This is a genomic window from Paenibacillus sp. FSL H7-0943 (assembly GCF_037963265.1).
Lineage (GTDB): Bacteria > Bacillota > Bacilli > Paenibacillales > Paenibacillaceae > Paenibacillus_AQ > Paenibacillus_AQ odorifer.
This window is the reverse complement of the sequence record NZ_CP150148.1, coordinates 214,614-232,139: the sequence shown is the minus strand read 5'-3', so window position 1 is coordinate 232,139 and position 17,526 is coordinate 214,614. Positions and strand designations below refer to the sequence as shown.

Sequence of the window (17,526 nt, the reverse complement as noted above, 5' to 3'; positions counted from 1 at the left end):
AGATATGCATAGGAAAAAGGTACTTATTGTAGGAGGATACGGTGCCGTCGGCAGACAAATTGCTCAAATATTACACGATCGACATCCCGATCTCGAGATTATATTGGGAGGAAGGTCACCGCAAAAAGCAGCACCTTTTGAGTCCACACGGGTACAAACAGTCATAGTTGATAATAATGCGGATGATCCACTGCTTTATGTAGGCGATAATGTATCGCTAATCATCAACTCCGTCAACGATCTGCAGGATCGGCTACTTATGTCTGCAGTTAGAAGAAAAATCCCACTGATCGATCTTACTCGCTGGACAGAGATATTCCAACAATCAATCACAAAGTTAGAAAAAGCAGACCTCTATGCTCCTATCGTGCTTTCTTCGGGATGGATGGCGGGAACTGCTTCGCTGTTCGCCATGCTGCACTCGGCCACACTTCAAAACGTCGCCGTTGATATTCACGCGTTGTACTCTCTACGTGACAAAGCAGGACCCGACTCCGCGGCGTACATGGATCGTATGACCATTCCATTCCATATTACAGAACGGGGGGGAAAACGTCTTGTATTTCCAATGACTGACCCCATCAAAGTCCAATTTCCAGATGGATATACAGCAAAATGCTATCGGCTTGACACCCCAGATCATGTCACCTTGCCAACAGCTGAGCATATCGACTCCGCCAGCTTCCGCATCTCCTTCGACAGCAAAGCCTCCACCTCCATCCTTGTCGGACTAGTTAACAGCGGAATATGGAAGATGATCAGCGGAGACCGATTCCGTTCGCTTAGACGAAGACTGCTCTACAATCCTGGTACTGGCAGTGCACATCATATCCTTATTCATCTAAAGGGTCTGGATCATAATGGGCACTGGGTTGAACGGACAATAGCGATTTCTGACCCGCTTGGTCAGACTCATCTTACCGCTTTGGGAGCTGCTGTCCAAGCAGAAAAGCTATTGCGGATATCAAAGGAAGAACCATTGGTCCCAGGCATTTATTATCCAGAAGATCTACCTGATGAACGGATGGACATCTCTGAAATCACCAACTTTTTTAAACAATATGGGGTTCTTATATCTCACTAATAGCACTTCACATATACCGAGCATTCTGTCTACTACAATTAAGCGCACAGACAGTAAAGAACCCGCTAATATAGCGGGTTCTTTACAATAGAGATGAGACGGAGCTAGGTAAGTTCACAAAAATATAAAATCTTTGATTCGTGCTAAACCCTGTCCCCTGCCTATTTCCACCCTTAAAGGCGTTTGACTAGACCAGGCTAAAGTCCCTGAATATATTGTTATTATTTATCCTATTCAAGGGCTTTTATTAAATGGTGGGGGTGATCATTCTGGCTATTCGTTACAGCATCATAATTCCAACCTATAACCGACTTCAGCAGCTGCTACTTACACTCACTTCATTCGAGACACAGACCTATCCGAAGGATCGGTTCGAGGTGATCGTCGCAGATGACGGTTCTACAGATGGTACTAAGGAAATGGTCGAAAGCTTTCAAACTTCTTATCCGCTTATTTATGTCGCTCAGCAGGAACAACGCGGCCGTTCTGCCGTAAGAAATCTGGGGCTGAGTCAGGCAAAAGGGAAATACGTCATCTTCTGCGATGCTGATTTTCTGGTATTCCCTGAATTCATTAGGATCGTAAACCAGTATCACCGTAAATATCCTAAGTCGATAATTTCAGGTATTCCACACTCATGGGATGACGCTTATACCCACTACTACCCAGACTTTTCTCCTGAAGAAAAAGAACATTGCCGCAATATACTTTCGCCTTCTAACTTATGGAATCCTGACTTCGAATCAGCGACTGAAATCACCCCAATAATCACACCCAATGATATCCTTCAGCAGACGGAGACGTTATCAAAAGTCACCTTTGCCTCAAGAGTTCCTCCAAATACTAAAAAGCAATTTGCCAGCACAGATGTAGCCCCTTGGATGTTACTCGTCACGCGTTGTGTGTCCATAAGACGCAGCCAATTAACTCGTGCTGGAGGTTTTAATGAACAGTTTATCCTCTATGGACTCGAAGATTGGGATCTTGGGTATCGACTGCATCGATTAAAAATCCCTTTTCACAGCATCAAAGAAGTTGTCGGCGTTCACCAAGAACATCCAACCCACTTCAGAGGAAATCTCATAAATATTGAGAATCTAAAAATCATGTTCAAAAGCTACGGGTTCAATGACTCTTCCCTAAATCTGTTCGCCCTTGTTCCTCCAAACGAAGACCTGGAGAAATACAAACATACTATACGGGTCTTGCGCAGAGGATACCGAACGAAGTCAACACGTTCATCAGCAATATTAATGAGAAGGACGTTACGGATTGCCGCCAAACAGCTCTATGAACCCATTGATACCGCCGTATACCAAGAGTCGTTAAGACGGATAAGTGTAAAAGTAAAGAGAAGAAAAAGCCGGGTTGCCCGTGTTTTGCGAGAGATTTTGGTGAAGGCTGAAAAGCTGGGAGAATGATATCTAAAAATACATTAAACCGGGCATCAAATGATGTCCGGTTTTCACTTATTTTCTCAATTTATTGGGTAGCGGAATATGCCTAATCGACTCAATGGGATGATAGAGCAGCATCCACGGACCAGAAAAACGCATAACCCCTTTAATTCTTTGGCGATAATCCGGTTTGTAACAATGAACAGGACATTTGGCACAAGCTGTTTTCTCTTCACCAAACTTACAATAGGCTAACCTCTTCAGCGCATACTCATTTAATTCCTGACATTCCTCACAAAAGCCTTTATGATGGTGTTTTTTCTTACAATATATACGAATCATTTTGGTAACAAGCTCTTGTTCTTTTTGAATTTTAGGACCCTCATTTAACTGCCGGTTTACCTTTGTTATCATATATGAACCCCCTTGTAACTTGTACAATAAGATCTCATGTAATTATAAAGGGTAAACCAACTGTGAAACCAGCCTTAACGCTGAACCTCCTTAATTCCCTCACATACCGGGGTTGAAAGGCGATAATTGTATAAATCAAATTTTTTTTAAAAAAACTTGTAACGTTTATAGCTTTTTACGGATATATAACTTGAGGAGGTGAATGGATGGAGGACAACGAGCAATTATACAGGGAATATTCAACCCAAGTATATAAATTCGTATTTAGCTTTTGTCATAATCACTTGCTGGCAGAAGAAATCACCCAAGAAACTTTTTATAGAGCTATAAAATCGATAGATAAATACGATGGGACCTGCAAAGTATACGTTTGGCTTTGTCAAATTGCTAAACATGTGTGGTATCAGGAGCTGGACAAGCAGCGCAAGCGGAAGTCTGAGGAATTAGAAGACGCTCCTTTGGCTAACGCAAATTCAACAGAATCCCAGTTCATTTTTGCTCAGGACAAAATGGATTTATTTAAACAACTTCATTTACTTGATCCAAATACCAAAGAAGTATTATATCTGCGTTTGACCGGAGAATTCAGTTTTCGGGAAATTGGCGAAATTCTTGGCAGAGATGAGACCTGGGCAAGAGTTACCTTTTACCGTGGAAAACAAAAATTAATGAAAGGAAGATCTTCATGAAATGCGAGATCATTCAGGATTTATTACCTTCCTATATTGAAAAGCTAACCTCTGTACATAGTAACGAAGAAATCGAAAAACACCTGCAATCCTGTGAAAGCTGCCTTCAATCCTATAATGAAATGACCGCCACAGCAAATCTAAGTGTGCCTATTATTGATAAAGAGGAAGTTAACAAACTCAATTATTTTAAAAAAGTGAAAAAAAAGAATATAAAAACTCTCATTTTTTCCGTCTTATCGGTACTCATACTGGCTACAGCCCTTATTGGACTTTTTGTTATCGGTTTCCCTGTATCCTCTAAAGATGTAGTTATAGATTATCAGAAGACAAAGGATCGTTTGGAAGTTCATCTAACTTTGGAAAATGGCAAGGACCTCGTGTTCTCAGGAAAAACCAAATTTATCCGCGATGAGAATAATAATGTAATCGGTTCTGAAACTAGGTATACGCCTAGAGGTTTACTTCATAATCCCTTTGATGATGTAGGCAAAAAAGTTATGTTGGGGACGGAGATTCATACCGATCTAGATTTTCCAAACAAGTTTATTCTTGAATTCAAAGATAAAACTATGACGTTTGTTAATGGTGTTCTAGTGGAGTAGACATTGCCGCTAAAATAAATAAAGACACCTTTTAAGGTGTCTTTCGCTTTACACCCTACTAAAAAAGTTAGCATTTTTGTTCGTTTTTTCGCTAAAATATAGGGTTATCGATTTACTAAAAGTATCTTATAATAAAATTACACATGGATATTTCACCTCTTTGTGAACGCGCGTTTATAGATCGGCCCATTAACCACTTAATAGGAGGAATGGTCATGCAATATGGTTATTTTGATGGAAAAAACAAGGAATACCTCATTACCAAGCCGAATACGCCTGCCCCTTGGGCGAATTACCTCGGCTCGCCGGAATACGGTGCGATCATCTCAGGTAACGCAGGCGGCTATAGCTTTGTAAAGTCTGGCGCAAATGGGCGGCATATCCGCTACCACTTCAACTCTAAGGACGAGCCCGGACGCTATATTTACGTGAGAGATTTGGAGAACGGGGATTATTGGTCCGGCTCTTGGCAGCCAGTGGGTAAAGATCTGGAGCAATATAAGTCGGTATGCCATCATGGAACCGGATACACGAACATTGTCTCGGACTACGATAACATCCATACAGAATCATTATATTATGTACCACTGAACAAAACCTATGAGGTGTGGCGCATGAAGGTGCGCAATGATGGCTCCAAAGCACGCAAGCTGGCTCTCTTCGGATTTGTTGAATTAACCAACAATAACAACTATGAGCAGGATACCGTCAACCTTCAGTACACTCTGTTTATTTCACGGACCTACTATAAAAATAATATGATCCTTCAAGTCATCAATGAAAACACCCCCGAAGAACAAACCTGGAGATTCTTCGGCGCTGCAGGTGCAGAAGTTACCGCTTATGACGGTGACCGGGATACGTTCCTAGGCGATTACCGCAGTTATGGCAATCCGGCCTCTGTTGAGAACGGCCAATGCTCCAATTCATTAAACTACAATACTAACTCCTGCGGGGCCCTGCAGATTAACGTAGATTTACAGCCGGGAGAAGAGAAAGAAATCGTATTTCTACTGGGACAGTATGATGAGAAAGGCGCTTCCGAGATTCTCAGCCATTATAAGGACTTGTCCGTGGTAAATAAAGAACTCGAAGAGTTAAAAGCATTCTGGCACAGCAAGCTTAACCGCTTCCAGGTCCAGACACCAAGCGATAACCTGAACAACATGATCAACACTTGGAATGCATATCAATGCTTTATCACTTTCATCTGGTCACGTGCAGCCTCCTTCCAATACTCCGGTCTTCGTAATGGACTCGGATATCGGGATACCGTGCAGGATATTCAAGGCATCATTCATCTGGATCATGAGATGGCCCTTGAACGTCTAAGACTGATGATATCCGCCCAGGTTTCCAACGGCGGTGGACTTCCGTTGGTGAAATTTGACCACAACCCTGGACATGAGGGCACACCGGATGATCCAGAATACGTGCGGGAAACCGGTCACCCCCATTATCGGGCTGATGACGCTTTATGGCTGTTCCCCACCGTCATTAAATACTTGAATGAAAGTGGCAACTGGGATTTCACAGATGAAATAATCCCTTATTCGGATAAAGGCGAGGGCACAGTGTACGAGCATTTGCGCCAGGCACTTCAGTTCAGTCTGGATCGTATGGGCGCACACGGCATGCCGGTTGGGCTTCATGCCGACTGGAACGATTGCCTACGGCTTGGAGCCAAGGGTGAGTCGTTGTTCGTCGCATTCCAGCTGTATATGGCATTCAAGGTATTCATGGAAATCGCACAAAATAAGAACAAGCCTGAAGATATTCAATGGGCCCAGGGCCTGCTTGATGAGCTGGACGATAACATTCAAAAACACGCTTGGGAGAACGATCAATTCGTCCGCGGATTTACCGAAGACAACTATACCATCGGCTCCTGGGAGAATGATGAAGCCAAGATCTGGCTCAATCCACAAAGCTGGGCCGTATTAAGCGGCGCAGCCCGCCCGGATCAGGCGAAGCTCGCCATGGACAAAGTGTATGAGAATCTGCGGACCGATTACGGCACTATGTTATTCTACCCTCCGTTCCGTGAATACGGTTTGCCAGTAGCGTTGATGGCTCTTTTCAACGCCTCAACTAAGGAAAACGGCGGCATCTTCAGCCAGCCGCAGGGATGGCTCATTCTGGCGGAAACCATGATCGGCAACGGTGGGCGCGCGTTCGAATACTTCCTGAATTGCAGTCCGGCCAGCATGAACGATAAGGCTGAAATCCGTAAACTCGAGCCTTATGTACATGGCCAGTTTGTCGAGTCCAAGGACAGCCCATATCAAGGCCGGGCGCATGTCCACTGGCTGACCGGCACCGCTTCAACCGTGATGGTCTCCTTGGTGGAAGGCATTATGGGGGTTCAACCGCAATTTAATGGCCTTCGCCTCAACCCATGTGTTCCTTCCGACTGGACAGACTTTTCCATGGTCCGGGAATTCCGTGGGAAGAAGCTGCACATCCAGGTGGAGAACAAGAAGGGTGTACAAAAAGGGGTTACCCATATCGTTATTAACGGTGAAGAAATTCAAGGCAACCTGATCCCGGTGGCCAAAATGGCGTCAGAAAACAACGTGCTCGTTATTATGGGTTAAGGCGTATTTATGAGGAATAGATAGGAGGACGGACCGATAAGGTGCGCCCTCCTGTTTTTACAATTAGAACGAGGCTTGTACACTTGCCTTCCGGATCTATGACCGCGTTTGAGCTGGATTCAAATGACGAAAAAAAGACTGCCGGGACCTTCCCGACAGCCTGAACTCATTCTCATAATTGGCAAACCAAGTTTCTTCGCCTGTAACAATCCTCTACAACCTCGGGTCGATCTCTTTCTCTTTCGTTACCTCGAATAACAAGTTTGCTGCAATTTGCTTGTAGTCCTCGTTGTCAGACGAGATCTCATCCAGCTTCACTTCTAGCATTTGTCTGCCCAGCCGGTGTTCGATTAAGGACGTACGAAGCTTAGGAGCGATATTCTTCTGCTTCATAAGCTTGGCATACTTATGTGGAAACTTGTAGTCGTACCCGTAGATGATCGACAGGTAGCCCGGATTGCGGACCTTCATGTATGGGACTACCCCCTGCTGTTCTTGCTCCGGTTTGATTACAATTCCCTCCATATGTTTCTCTACCGTTATCTTTGCGAAATACTCCTCTGCTCTGATGTAGGCATCAGGCTCTTTCAAGTCCAAAACCAGAGATTCATCATCATTTAAGAACCTGTATAATTCGGAGGTTTTACCGTCAGGTACCCGTTCAGCACCATTCTCCAGTACTTCCTTCAGGATTGCAAAAGGTTTGTACGCTAATTCTGCATCACCCGCATACAACTCCAGTTGCTGCTTGTATACTCTGTAAGCTTCCTCACGCTGGTCAAGATCTACATACGATTCTCTTATGTCACGGACATGCTTAAAAGTCTGGTAAACATGAGGCCCATAGTTGTTGTTAAGCGCCTCTTTCGACATATGGTGCTGGTCTTGTTCAAACCCGCTTGCTTCAAAATCCTGTATCAGTTTACCCAGTGACTCCTCAAATCCATATTGTCTTAAGAAATCCAGCTCTGTCTCCAGCGCCTTGCTAATCGGCCGGAACTGACGCTCAATTAACCCATCCCCCAGCGCTTTCCAAGGCAGCAGCTCGCCATCCAGTAAAAGCACACGGATCCCCTGCTCAGCCATATAGGTTCCGAATCTATGCAGCAGTTGTTCATAGATAGGCGTCAGATCGACCGCCTTAACCTTGTAGCCGTTCCGGCTAATTGCGTAACACTCCTCTATATCCCGGTAAAGGTACACACTACAGCGTGATCCCATATATTTAGGCTGCAGGACGACTTCAGATATACGACGCTCGGCAAAATAATCCAACCCTTTTCGCAGAGACTCAAGCTCACCGGCAGCCATATCCTTATCCGCAGGTGACATCGTCCCGGAGATGAAGTTGACCCGGTTCTGCGAGGAATACTGCAGTCTGCGCACAGACTCGTAATCAAGCTCTAACAAGGATACGGTTTGCTTTTCCCGGAACAGGATAGGTAGCTCTTCGTGCACCGTAGTCACATGCGATTTTTGACTTTTATAGAAAGGTTTAAACGACATGCGAACAGAAGTTAGTTCATTACCCTGCGCACTCCCTGTGTCGAGGTGGAGTTTGTTTTTGATCCGAAAAGTCTGCTTGGCTGCAATATGTCCGAAGAGATGCAAGGGGTGATTACTCACAGCCTCTTGCTTTAGGAAATCAAGCTGTTCCTCAAAGGAAACCTCACGATCCAGCCGAAAGTTACGCTGATGGCGTAGTGAATTCGTATCCAGCTTACCAATGTACTTATTACGGCAAGGAGCATGAGTAACATAAAAAGAAGGACCTTGCATACCTATATAGCGGTAAAAGGGCTGAGATTGCTCCACTAAAGCCGAAAATTTACTAAAAAGCGCGGTATCCTCCTTAAGCACTTGGGTGGAATCAAAGTACGTTCTTAGCAGTTCCGGATCGGTTCCTTGAATCTCACCCTTTACGTACTTGTATACAAAGTTCTCGTGATTGCCCATAACAAATAGGAAATGCTCGCGGTTATCAAATAAGAACTCAATCGTCTCCCGTGTCTTTTTGCCCTTATCAATCCAGTCACCAGCAAGAATGACTTGTGTGTTACTGAGCTTATCTGTTGCACTTAACTTACCTTCGTGCACCCTGTAGCCGTAATTACGTAATAGTCCCTGAAGCTCTTCGACGCACTCATGAACATCCCCAACCACAATATACTCTTGTGCTTGTAGAAGTACCGTAGATGCGTAAGTATCCCAATCCTGTATAATCACCCGGTAGTCCGGGTTAGGTATCCCTTCACCCTCGAGAATAAAATCTTTAGCACGCACTTTATGAATCTTGTTGTAACCTTCCCGTGACAGAACAGGCAGGACTTCTTTTCTCAGCCGGTTTAAATGATTGGAGATCAGCTTCTTCGAGCGCTCCGAGACGTAGTAATCCTCCCGTTTGCGGTAATCAAACAGAATAACCTCCAGATTGTAATTATTTTGCCCGGCGATCTCACGGACTTTACTACGATAATCTTCAGATAGCCCAATGGTATCCATCACCACAAACTCCGCATTAATTGGAAAAGAAATGACTAGCTTCAATCTCTCAAACAATAATTGAAAGGTATGCGAACTGGCCTCCAGCATAACCTGATCATACTTATCATAGTCGTAGCCCAATATCTCCTGGCGGATACTATCCGAGGATAAGTACTGCACATTCGTACGTAACCCTTTAGAAGCATCCTCTAGTTTTAACTGCGGGATCAGAACTTCTTTAGCAAAAGTCGATTTCCCGCATTCCGTTGCTCCTACAAGCAGAAATATGGTGTGTACACGTGTTTGAATTTCCACTGCCTATTCCTCCTTTCTTCGCACAATAGCGCATTGCGTCGTACGGATCTCGCCAACCCGGTCACCAACCATCAAATATTCAACCTCGACTGCTAAACTTTGAACCGTATCCAAAACCCATTGCCCGAACGCTTCCTGTCCCATTTCCCACTTGTGATCTTCATGCCGGAATCCTTCCAGCTCATAGTAACGATTGAAATCAGCATTCGGTGTCGTCACAATAAGCTGTTGAAAATTCACATTACCGATTATTTGCTGAATAAGCTCTGCCGCTTCACCCTCACTCATGTGCTCTACAACTTCTGTTAGAATCACATCAACCTGCTCCCCATTGTACGACTCCAGAAAATGGTCCAGTGAGCCAAAGGTTGCAATGTTATCAATGTCCTTAGCTTTCGCTTTCCGATTCACAACCTCCAGCAACGCCTCGGCTATATCTACCGCATAATAGGTGCTCTCTATTTTTCCGGCAAACGGAATTGCATAGAAACCTTCTCCGCAGCCGATGTCCAGAATCGGCTTATTGAATGGAAGCACACTCGAAATAAAAGTACGCCGCTGCATCGCAGTACCGCCATACTCCAGCCCAATAGAATACTGGTCTGTTTGTTCGATGGAGGCTTTATATCGCTTGAACCGTTCCTTAGAGGTAAGGAAATTCCTTGCAAATAGACTTCTTATATAAAAAGGTGCATCAATGACGTTAAGGCTGCGGATATATTTATCCAAAATAGCATCCGAAATATCTATGTACTCATCCCCAAATATGGATAAGAACAAGGACAGCACACCAACAACATGTAAGAGGTGATACAAGCTTTTATGTGTGGTAATCGTCAGCGAATAGCTCTTATGTGCCTGATGCTGCAAGGAGAAGGTATAGCCCTTTAAATGCTTTTGGAAAAATTCAATATAGTGTATCCGCTCAACCTGAACCATATTGATGAAAAAAGAATGCTCATATCCTTCCGCATCCCGTTCATCCTGGGCTTTGAAGGGTGTAGAGAAAAACTCATTGACCGTATTAAGCGGAAATAGAGGTGTATTAAACCGGGAGACATTTAAATACTCAAAGCTCTCGCTTCCGTTCTGCTTGTAGGATATATCGTTATCTGCGTCCTTAAAATAAACGTTATAAGTTGCCTCATCAGAATACCATCCATACGCCACTCCCTGACGAACCGGACGAAGCTGCATACCTGTCACTGGATTTTTTTTAATTAAAAAAGTGAATTTTGGATTCGTAGATTTCAGTTGTACAATAGCCACTACCATCTTCCTCCTATCAATCTTTCTATAGGGCCCGTCCCCATACTTCCTGTAAAGCTTCTCGAAATAGAGCATCCAGCTGATGATCTCTGTTGTTCTCCTTAGCATTCAAGGACGCCGCCACCTTATCCAACACTTGGAACTGTTCTTCTAAATAATCGTTAATCGCGGTTAGCTGCGGCTCGTAGTCTAGTTCCTCACCGGATTTTTTTCGTGCCAGCAATTGCTGAATCACCTGCCACAGCTCTTCATCCTGCGGAATAAGCCGATCTACCAGTACATCGAACTCCATCGGCGGCATCTCTCCATATCGTTGAGTCCATTCACAGGCTAGAACGGGACGAAGTACATAAAAGTACTTTTTGATCTTGACCTGTTCGCCTTGCAAATAATCACGGTAGTTCCCTCTTGCCATGTTTAAGTAATGGTACATACAAGACTTCGGCGAAAATGTGTACGGGGAGATGCTTCTAAGCTTCTCTGCTGTACTGTACTTTTCTGCATATTGAATGGGTGATTGCAGCCACTCCAGCAGCGGTGGATTAGACTTCCGAAATAAATTCAGTGCTTTCCGCAAATCCCAGCCATTGATATCAAGCATATTGTTAATAGGACGCTCGATCACATCCCGCTTATCAAAAATAGATAGATACCATTCCGGTTTATGCAGATAAATAAATCTCACATCATAATCGCTGTCCTGCGATGGGAATCCCCACGCCCGGCTGCCTGATTCGCAGGCATACAATATTGTAACTTGCTCCTCCTGTTCAATCTGTTCCAGCTGCTCACGGATAAGCTTGTTTATAGGATCCATCTTCATCCCTCCAGATCGGTTACTTCCCTATTCTCTACCCTTGTTACTATTCGAACGCCTCATCAGAATTGCTTTGGCTTCATGGATCTATCTTCGCTCATCTTCCCTGTAACGAACAGGGCGGAAGTATGGCGGCGGCCAAAAACACTTCCATTTTATTCAACTCTGGTGCTTAATATAATGAGTACTACTATTTCTTATGGATTCGCTACAGGCTGGAGGGATACAAATGGCCCGGGAAAGTTTTGACAAGGAGATTCAATTTCTTCGCATGCTCTCTTTAGCGGGGGGAGCTTACAGCAGACAACAATTCGCCGATCGTCTCGGCATTTCTGTACATACCTATGACAAAACGCTGCGCAACCTGAAGGGCATGGTAACCGTCTTACAACAGGATCTGCCTACAGAACAAGGAACAGAACTCTCTGAGTGGCTCCGCTATAACTACTATGAATCTGCCGACCCGCTGCTCCTGTTCTTGTTCCGGGCGAAGTCGCTTAAGGAAACGGAGAGCATCCGGCTTACTCTACTATTAACTGCGCTCCAGACTCAGGAGCGAACGGCTAAAGATCTACAGGATGTGTGCAGTGAGCAAATGCCAACCGATTATCCAATGCCCGATGAGAAAACCATCCGTGGAGATCTGAAATACCTTGAGGAAGTTGGCGTTATTCTTCGTGTAAACGAAGGTCGGCCTTATCGATACAAGGCTGCTAACGATCTGATTGATCAATTATCCGGCGATCAGCTCTTGGATCTTTACGACTATGTTGATGTCATCGCCAACACGCAGACTCCGTCTGTGCAAGGTTACCTGCTGCGCGACACCTTAAAAAAGGTCCTGCGGAAGCGGGGTTATACCCTCGAAGCTACGGAAACCCATAGATACAAATATAATTATCATTCACGTATTCTTGATGAGGCACACCTATATACGATATTTGCAGCGATTCAGCAGCGAAAAAAAATCAAGTTTCTATATCTATCCCCTAAAAAGGGCAAAAACTACGCCTCTCAAAATACCAATCCTCTCTTTGAGCGGGAAACAAGGGGCGTCACAGAAACTGTTCTTCCGCTCCGCGTCATCTATGACCATCAATATGGGCGCTGGTATTTAATCGGACATAATTCACGTATGGGCATCATGAAATTCCGAATGGAGGGCCTTACTCAAATTGAGGAGGGCGACACTGTGGAAGAAGCAGAGTTTGCTCAGAAACTCAGCAATCTGGAAGAGCAGATGACAAACAGCTGGGTTATAGATACCACCCGTGCAATTAAAGTGGTGGCGAGATTTTATAACCCCAATCGCCCAGGTGTTAATTTTATTCGGGAGCGGGTTGAAGCGCAGGGACAGTGGGGAGAAATTACGGAAGAGTCCGATTCTACATTCCTTTATGAGATCATAGTGAATGGAATTTATGAAATTAAGCCGTGGTTACGAAGCTTTGGCTCGAGCTGCGAGGTATTAGAACCCCCTTGGCTGCGTAAGCAATTTATCGCGGAGTGGAAGGAGATTCACAGCTATTATGAATCCATTTGAGAAAATATTTAACTTCCAAATCATTTCACGCCTCGACGAAGTGGGTTCATTAGCGCTGACCTCCCAGGAACGTTCCTGGCTGAAAACCATGTTAATGCACCCGGCCTCAGAAGCAGCTTTTACACTGGATACCTTAAGTAAATTGAACGCCATATTGGAGGCAGAAGCGTCCACAGAAGTGCAGGGAATTATTATGGAGAAAGCTAAAAGCAAAGAGCGGCAGGTCTATCATCCAATGCTTCGTACACTCCGCCGTATAATCATGCAGAATCAGGCGATCCTTATTACTTTCCATATTAAGCATGGAGGCCAACGAACTGACCAAACCGGGTTCCCTCATAAGCTGGAATACAACATGTATAAGCGGGAGTGGTATCTGCAATGGTACAGCACCCGGCAACGTTCTCTTATGTCCACTAAACTAAAAAACATTATTTCTGTTGAAGCAGCTCCCTTCCCTGCCAAACGGATTGATGACTTAAAAGCAAGGATAATACGATTATTAGAGGATCAGAAGGAATGTGCATGTATTCAAGTCATCCCCACCTTTAATGCTGAGCTATCACGAATTCTGTACGCCTTTTCCTGTTTTGATAAATCCGTGTCCTTTGATGAAAATTCGGGTATCTATCGAATCAAAGTCATCTACATGAGAGACGATAGCGAATTCCTATTGTCCAAAATCCGTTTTCTTGGCCTCCGCGTAAAAATCGTCGAGGGTGAGCATCTTAAGCGGCGCATGCTGAAATCCGCAGCTATGGCGATTGACCGGTATGGGGAATAACCGAGAATTAGTATAAGCTGGTCAACTATCCTGAAGCGCTGAAACGTGCTTATATAGTAAAGCAGCTTTCTTAAAAACTGAGAGGTTTATTCTCATGAAAAGAAAAGCCGTCTTATGCATATAGTCAAGATGAAAACTCAGAGTTAGTGAGGGGATTAGAAGTGGGAAAGAGAGTTATAGTAAAAATATCAGAATTGACCAAAAAACATAAGATTTCCCTACGAGAATTGTCCAGAATATCCGATGTCCGACATGCCGCATTAAGTGAGTTAGCTAATGGAAAAAGGGAGAATATTAACTTTAGTCATATAGGAAAAATTGCAGAAGCTTTAAATATTGAGGATATTCGTGAGATTATTGATTTGGTTGATGATAAAGATTAATCAAATCAACACAAAATTGATAGTTTTTCAATCGACAATAACTCAAGTAATAAAATCATAAGAAAAAGCAGAAAAGCGACGCCTACAGGTCGCTTTTCTGCTTTTCTGATACTCCATATTAAAGTAGAGGCAGCCATTCCCCTATTCCAGCTTCATATAGTACAGATTCGCCGTACTATCTTTTGTAATGGTATGTGCACCTGCGGCAAGAGAGACAGTGGCAATGCCATTGGTTATAGGATAACTTGTTCCATCCACTTTGATTTTCGTTCCCTCTGTGTTGAACACTAGGGTTAGCGTTGAAGCTTTAGCAGCAGTGAATTGAATGCTGGTAACACTCTCGATTTTTAGACATTGGGTTAGGGTTAAACCCTGATAGGCCACAGTTCCCTTACTTGTTGAGAGATTGCCTTGAATATTGAAGAAGCTGCTTGTTGTTCCATCCGTAGTAAAGTTGTGAACGTTTGCTCCCGCTGTCGGCACTGGCGTTGTCGTCGGTGCTGGAGTCGCTGTTGGAGCTGGGGTCGCTGTTGGCACAGGAGTTACTGTTGGCGTAGGTGTTACTGATGGAGTCGGAGTCGGGTTCGTTGGGTTTGAATTCCCCCCTACAGAGACAAGTCCCGTTGTGTAGCTTCTGATTGAAGACATCAGCGCTGTATTAAGCGCATACGAAACGTCATCCACTGAATCATTAAATTCCCATGTGAAGTCTCCGCCATTCAGACGGCCGGCTTTTGCCATAACAATCTGTTCAACATTGCTTACGTTATCAATATTAGATACGTTCACTCCTGTATTTACGCTCGTGTCGAAGTTGTTATAGGCTGTTCCGCCTTTTAATGCTTTGTATGAACTTGGGACGGTTTCATTTCTTGACGAAGCTAAGTAAGCATCAAATGAGGTAACATTAGCAGGAGCTGTCCCTGTGTTTGAATTCGCATAGATGAGACTTGAAGCCTCTACAATAAGATTGTTATAGGCTTTAATCACACCTCCATTTTCGCCTGAGAACGTGCCCTCCCCTAAAGCATCTGTACCTTGTAAGGAGATCATCATTGGAAACTTAGCATGTCTAAAATAATTAGATTCTACAAAAGCTGAAGCACCTGTAGTAACACCCACACCGTATTTGGAGATACCATCGAAAAAGTTGTTATAGATATGGACGGATGCCACTCTAATCCGCGGATGACGGGAGTCCGAATGGTCAAACCAGTTGTGGTGGAAGGTAACAAAAAATTCAGCCGGCTCACTCAAACCAACTAACGAAGATTTTCCGGAATCCCAGTAATGGTTGTAAGAGATTGTAATATAGTTTGATCCATTTTTAAGGTCTGTGGAACCGTCGCCCTTGGCTTGGTCTGCATCGCCTCCAGCAGCTCCATAAAAAATATCATTATTATGCACCCAGACATTCATATTGCCAGAATCCATTGAAATGCCATCGTCTGGGAATAACATTACACCCAGGTTTCTTACTTCCACATTACCTACATATCTTAGAAGCATTCCCCAACCGTATGCGTAAGCATCATTTCCGATACCTTCAATAGTAATATTCATTTCCGAATAATTGTTTTTACCTTTGACTTCAAGATACCCACTGCTGTTAAGCTGTCCACTCAGATCAGCAGCTGTAACTTTTCCGATAATTCGGATCGCAAGTGGAGTGGTATCATAGCCTTTTTGTCTCAGTGCCAAAATACCGCCCAGGCCAACACCTGTTTGTACAGCGCCGGAGCTGTTGATTTTCACACCAAGGGTTACGGTTTGCGCATTCTGAGATGTTATATACAGCACTTGAGCACCATTCTTGAGGGTTCCATTCTCATTATAAGCCCCTGATCCTGTACCATATTGCGAGCTAGTCGAAAAAGCAAACCCAGAACGGTCATATGACGTTACGGATAGCGGATTTGAAACCGCACTTACCGTCCCACCCCCTGACAACGTAGCTTCAACTTTCATCACATAATTTCCGGCTGCAAGCCCTACAGCATCCGCTCTCCAGTAGGAAGGATATTTGCGGATTAACTCATTATTAATTTGTTGATACCCAGAATCCGCTGCACTTGCCAATTTAACATAAACGTTATACCCTGTCGCATTGCTTACAGGTGACCATTCCACATATGCCGTTTCATTCCAGCCTCCACTGCCTGTTACCGCAAGACCAGCAGCATGCACCACCGTATTTGTCCATCCACCTACTATTAAAGAAAGAGCAAGAGAAAACAACACAACAATACTGGTTACCTTTGCAACTCTTTTTTTCATTTTATTTCCTCCCGATTTTAATTTGTTGCAGATATCATTGTAACCGCTTGCAAAAAATGAAGTTTCTCTTTTCACCTCCTAAATATTTAGAAAGAGATCCTGCATCTAGCCCCTGTCCCCCTTCGAAAATAATACAAATTCTGGAACCAGAACACGTTCAACATATCAAAACTAAAAAAGGTTCCGAAACAATCATTTACTCATATCTCCCCTATCTAACCGTGTTCTGAGCTAATGATTATAGGACAGCGAATGGATTGTGATCATACAACACGAATAGCCACACAGTAGCCAGCACATAATAAAATTCACAACCATTAGGTAATCAAGGAGGAATTTTCAATTGAGCGCAAGTAAACCAGACAAGAATCTGATCAACACTGTAAAAGATTTGGAAGCCACGCCCGTAAACAGCCTGGAAGCCCAACAGCAACAACAAGCCCGTAATGATCGCCGCAAGCAATCTCAGCATGACAGCGACGGAAAATTCACGGAAAATGAAACCGGGAACTTTCATTAAAGTCGGGGATAATGTTGGCATCTTCTTTTCAAGCTGCAATAACGTAAAAAGACACCCTTCAAGGTGTCTTTTCTTTTACTACCTATGGAGCCGCATCATAATGTATTTTCCTCTGATCAATACGTATCAACTGCTCATCCTGTAATCCAAGCAATGATTTTGTCACGGTCTCACGCGCCGTTCCTGTCATATCCGCCAGGTGTTGATGCGTTAATTTCAAATCGATTAGAACACCTTTATCAGAGGGCACTCCGTGCTGTTCTGTTAGACGCAACAACACGTGAGCAACTCCAGATAGAACCAGATAGTGCTCCTCTCCCTCTTCACCCTCAAAAAAGATGGACTCTC

15 protein-coding genes are annotated in these 17,526 nt (G+C 44.0%); 9 read left to right on the top strand and 6 right to left on the bottom strand.

Going from position 1 to position 17,526, the window contains the following annotated elements; all coding sequences use genetic code 11:
• Window positions 1–4 precede the first annotated feature (4 nt).
• A complete protein-coding gene (locus NSQ55_RS01105; protein WP_339170759.1) occupies window positions 5–1,084 on the top strand; it encodes a saccharopine dehydrogenase in 1,080 nt (359 codons plus the stop codon).
• Between the two features lie 269 nt (window positions 1,085–1,353).
• Complete coding sequence (locus NSQ55_RS01100) at window positions 1,354–2,505, top strand: glycosyltransferase (RefSeq protein WP_339174362.1); 1,152 nt, start codon at window positions 1,354–1,356, stop codon at window positions 2,503–2,505.
• A gap of 48 nt (window positions 2,506–2,553) precedes the next feature.
• Here the strand turns inward: NSQ55_RS01100 and NSQ55_RS01095 are convergent, their stop codons facing one another.
• Window positions 2,554–2,895 (bottom strand): nitrous oxide-stimulated promoter family protein, encoded by a 342-nt coding sequence (locus NSQ55_RS01095; RefSeq protein ID WP_036687189.1) that lies wholly within the window; start codon window positions 2,893–2,895, stop codon window positions 2,554–2,556.
• 206 nt (window positions 2,896–3,101) lie between these two features.
• Between NSQ55_RS01095 and NSQ55_RS01090 the strand changes: the two genes are divergently transcribed.
• The 3 genes from NSQ55_RS01090 to NSQ55_RS01080 all read left to right on the top strand — a co-directional run bounded on the left by NSQ55_RS01090 (window position 3,102) and on the right by NSQ55_RS01080 (window position 6,786).
• Window positions 3,102–3,584 carry a sigma-70 family RNA polymerase sigma factor gene (locus tag NSQ55_RS01090; RefSeq protein WP_076187044.1) on the top strand — a complete coding sequence of 161 codons (483 nt, stop codon included), beginning with the start codon at window positions 3,102–3,104 and terminating at the stop codon, window positions 3,582–3,584.
• Window positions 3,581–4,189, top strand: a complete 609-nt coding sequence (locus NSQ55_RS01085) for a zf-HC2 domain-containing protein (RefSeq protein WP_076126916.1) — start codon at window positions 3,581–3,583, stop codon at window positions 4,187–4,189. The genes NSQ55_RS01090 and NSQ55_RS01085 overlap by 4 nt, the downstream gene beginning before the upstream one ends.
• A gap of 215 nt (window positions 4,190–4,404) precedes the next feature.
• Window positions 4,405–6,786, top strand: a complete 2,382-nt coding sequence (locus NSQ55_RS01080) for a N,N'-diacetylchitobiose phosphorylase (RefSeq protein WP_339170756.1) — start codon at window positions 4,405–4,407, stop codon at window positions 6,784–6,786.
• 213 nt (window positions 6,787–6,999) lie between these two features.
• Here the strand turns inward: NSQ55_RS01080 and NSQ55_RS01075 are convergent, their stop codons facing one another.
• From NSQ55_RS01075 to NSQ55_RS01065, 3 genes are read right to left on the bottom strand one after another with little or no spacing between them, the layout of a single operon-like run.
• Window positions 7,000–9,585 (bottom strand): metallophosphoesterase, encoded by a 2,586-nt coding sequence (locus NSQ55_RS01075; protein WP_339170754.1) that lies wholly within the window; start codon window positions 9,583–9,585, stop codon window positions 7,000–7,002.
• Window positions 9,586–9,588: 3 nt separating this feature from the next.
• Window positions 9,589–10,854, bottom strand: a complete 1,266-nt coding sequence (locus NSQ55_RS01070; RefSeq protein ID WP_339170753.1) for a class I SAM-dependent methyltransferase — start codon at window positions 10,852–10,854, stop codon at window positions 9,589–9,591.
• Window positions 10,855–10,879: 25 nt separating this feature from the next.
• On the bottom strand, window positions 10,880–11,671 hold the full coding sequence (locus tag NSQ55_RS01065) for a nucleotidyltransferase domain-containing protein (RefSeq protein WP_076305136.1): 792 nt from the start codon (window positions 11,669–11,671) through the stop codon (window positions 10,880–10,882).
• 229 nt (window positions 11,672–11,900) lie between these two features.
• On the opposite strand from NSQ55_RS01065, the gene NSQ55_RS01060 reads away from it, so the two are divergent.
• The 3 genes from NSQ55_RS01060 (at window position 11,901) to NSQ55_RS01050 (ending at window position 14,381) form a co-directional block, all read left to right on the top strand.
• Window positions 11,901–13,214 carry a WYL domain-containing protein gene (locus tag NSQ55_RS01060; protein WP_339170751.1) on the top strand — a complete coding sequence of 438 codons (1,314 nt, stop codon included), beginning with the start codon at window positions 11,901–11,903 and terminating at the stop codon, window positions 13,212–13,214.
• Window positions 13,201–13,998, top strand: coding sequence for a WYL domain-containing protein (locus NSQ55_RS01055; RefSeq protein WP_339170749.1), 798 nt, complete (start codon window positions 13,201–13,203; stop codon window positions 13,996–13,998). Before NSQ55_RS01060 ends, NSQ55_RS01055 begins: the two co-directional genes overlap by 14 nt.
• A gap of 161 nt (window positions 13,999–14,159) precedes the next feature.
• Entirely contained in the window at window positions 14,160–14,381 is a 222-nt protein-coding gene (locus NSQ55_RS01050; RefSeq protein ID WP_076126905.1) for a helix-turn-helix transcriptional regulator, read from the top strand.
• Window positions 14,382–14,522: 141 nt separating this feature from the next.
• Here the strand turns inward: NSQ55_RS01050 and NSQ55_RS01045 are convergent, their stop codons facing one another.
• Window positions 14,523–16,658, bottom strand: coding sequence for a pectate lyase (locus NSQ55_RS01045; RefSeq protein WP_339170748.1), 2,136 nt, complete (start codon window positions 16,656–16,658; stop codon window positions 14,523–14,525).
• Window positions 16,659–17,001: 343 nt separating this feature from the next.
• On the opposite strand from NSQ55_RS01045, the gene NSQ55_RS01040 reads away from it, so the two are divergent.
• On the top strand, window positions 17,002–17,178 hold the full coding sequence (locus NSQ55_RS01040; RefSeq protein WP_175617392.1) for a hypothetical protein: 177 nt from the start codon (window positions 17,002–17,004) through the stop codon (window positions 17,176–17,178).
• Between the two features lie 82 nt (window positions 17,179–17,260).
• Here NSQ55_RS01040 and NSQ55_RS01035 read toward each other — a convergent pair whose 3' ends face one another.
• Window positions 17,261–17,458, bottom strand: coding sequence for a helix-turn-helix domain-containing protein (locus tag NSQ55_RS01035; RefSeq protein ID WP_076126901.1), 198 nt, complete (start codon window positions 17,456–17,458; stop codon window positions 17,261–17,263).
• Window positions 17,459–17,526: the final 68 nt, after the last annotated feature.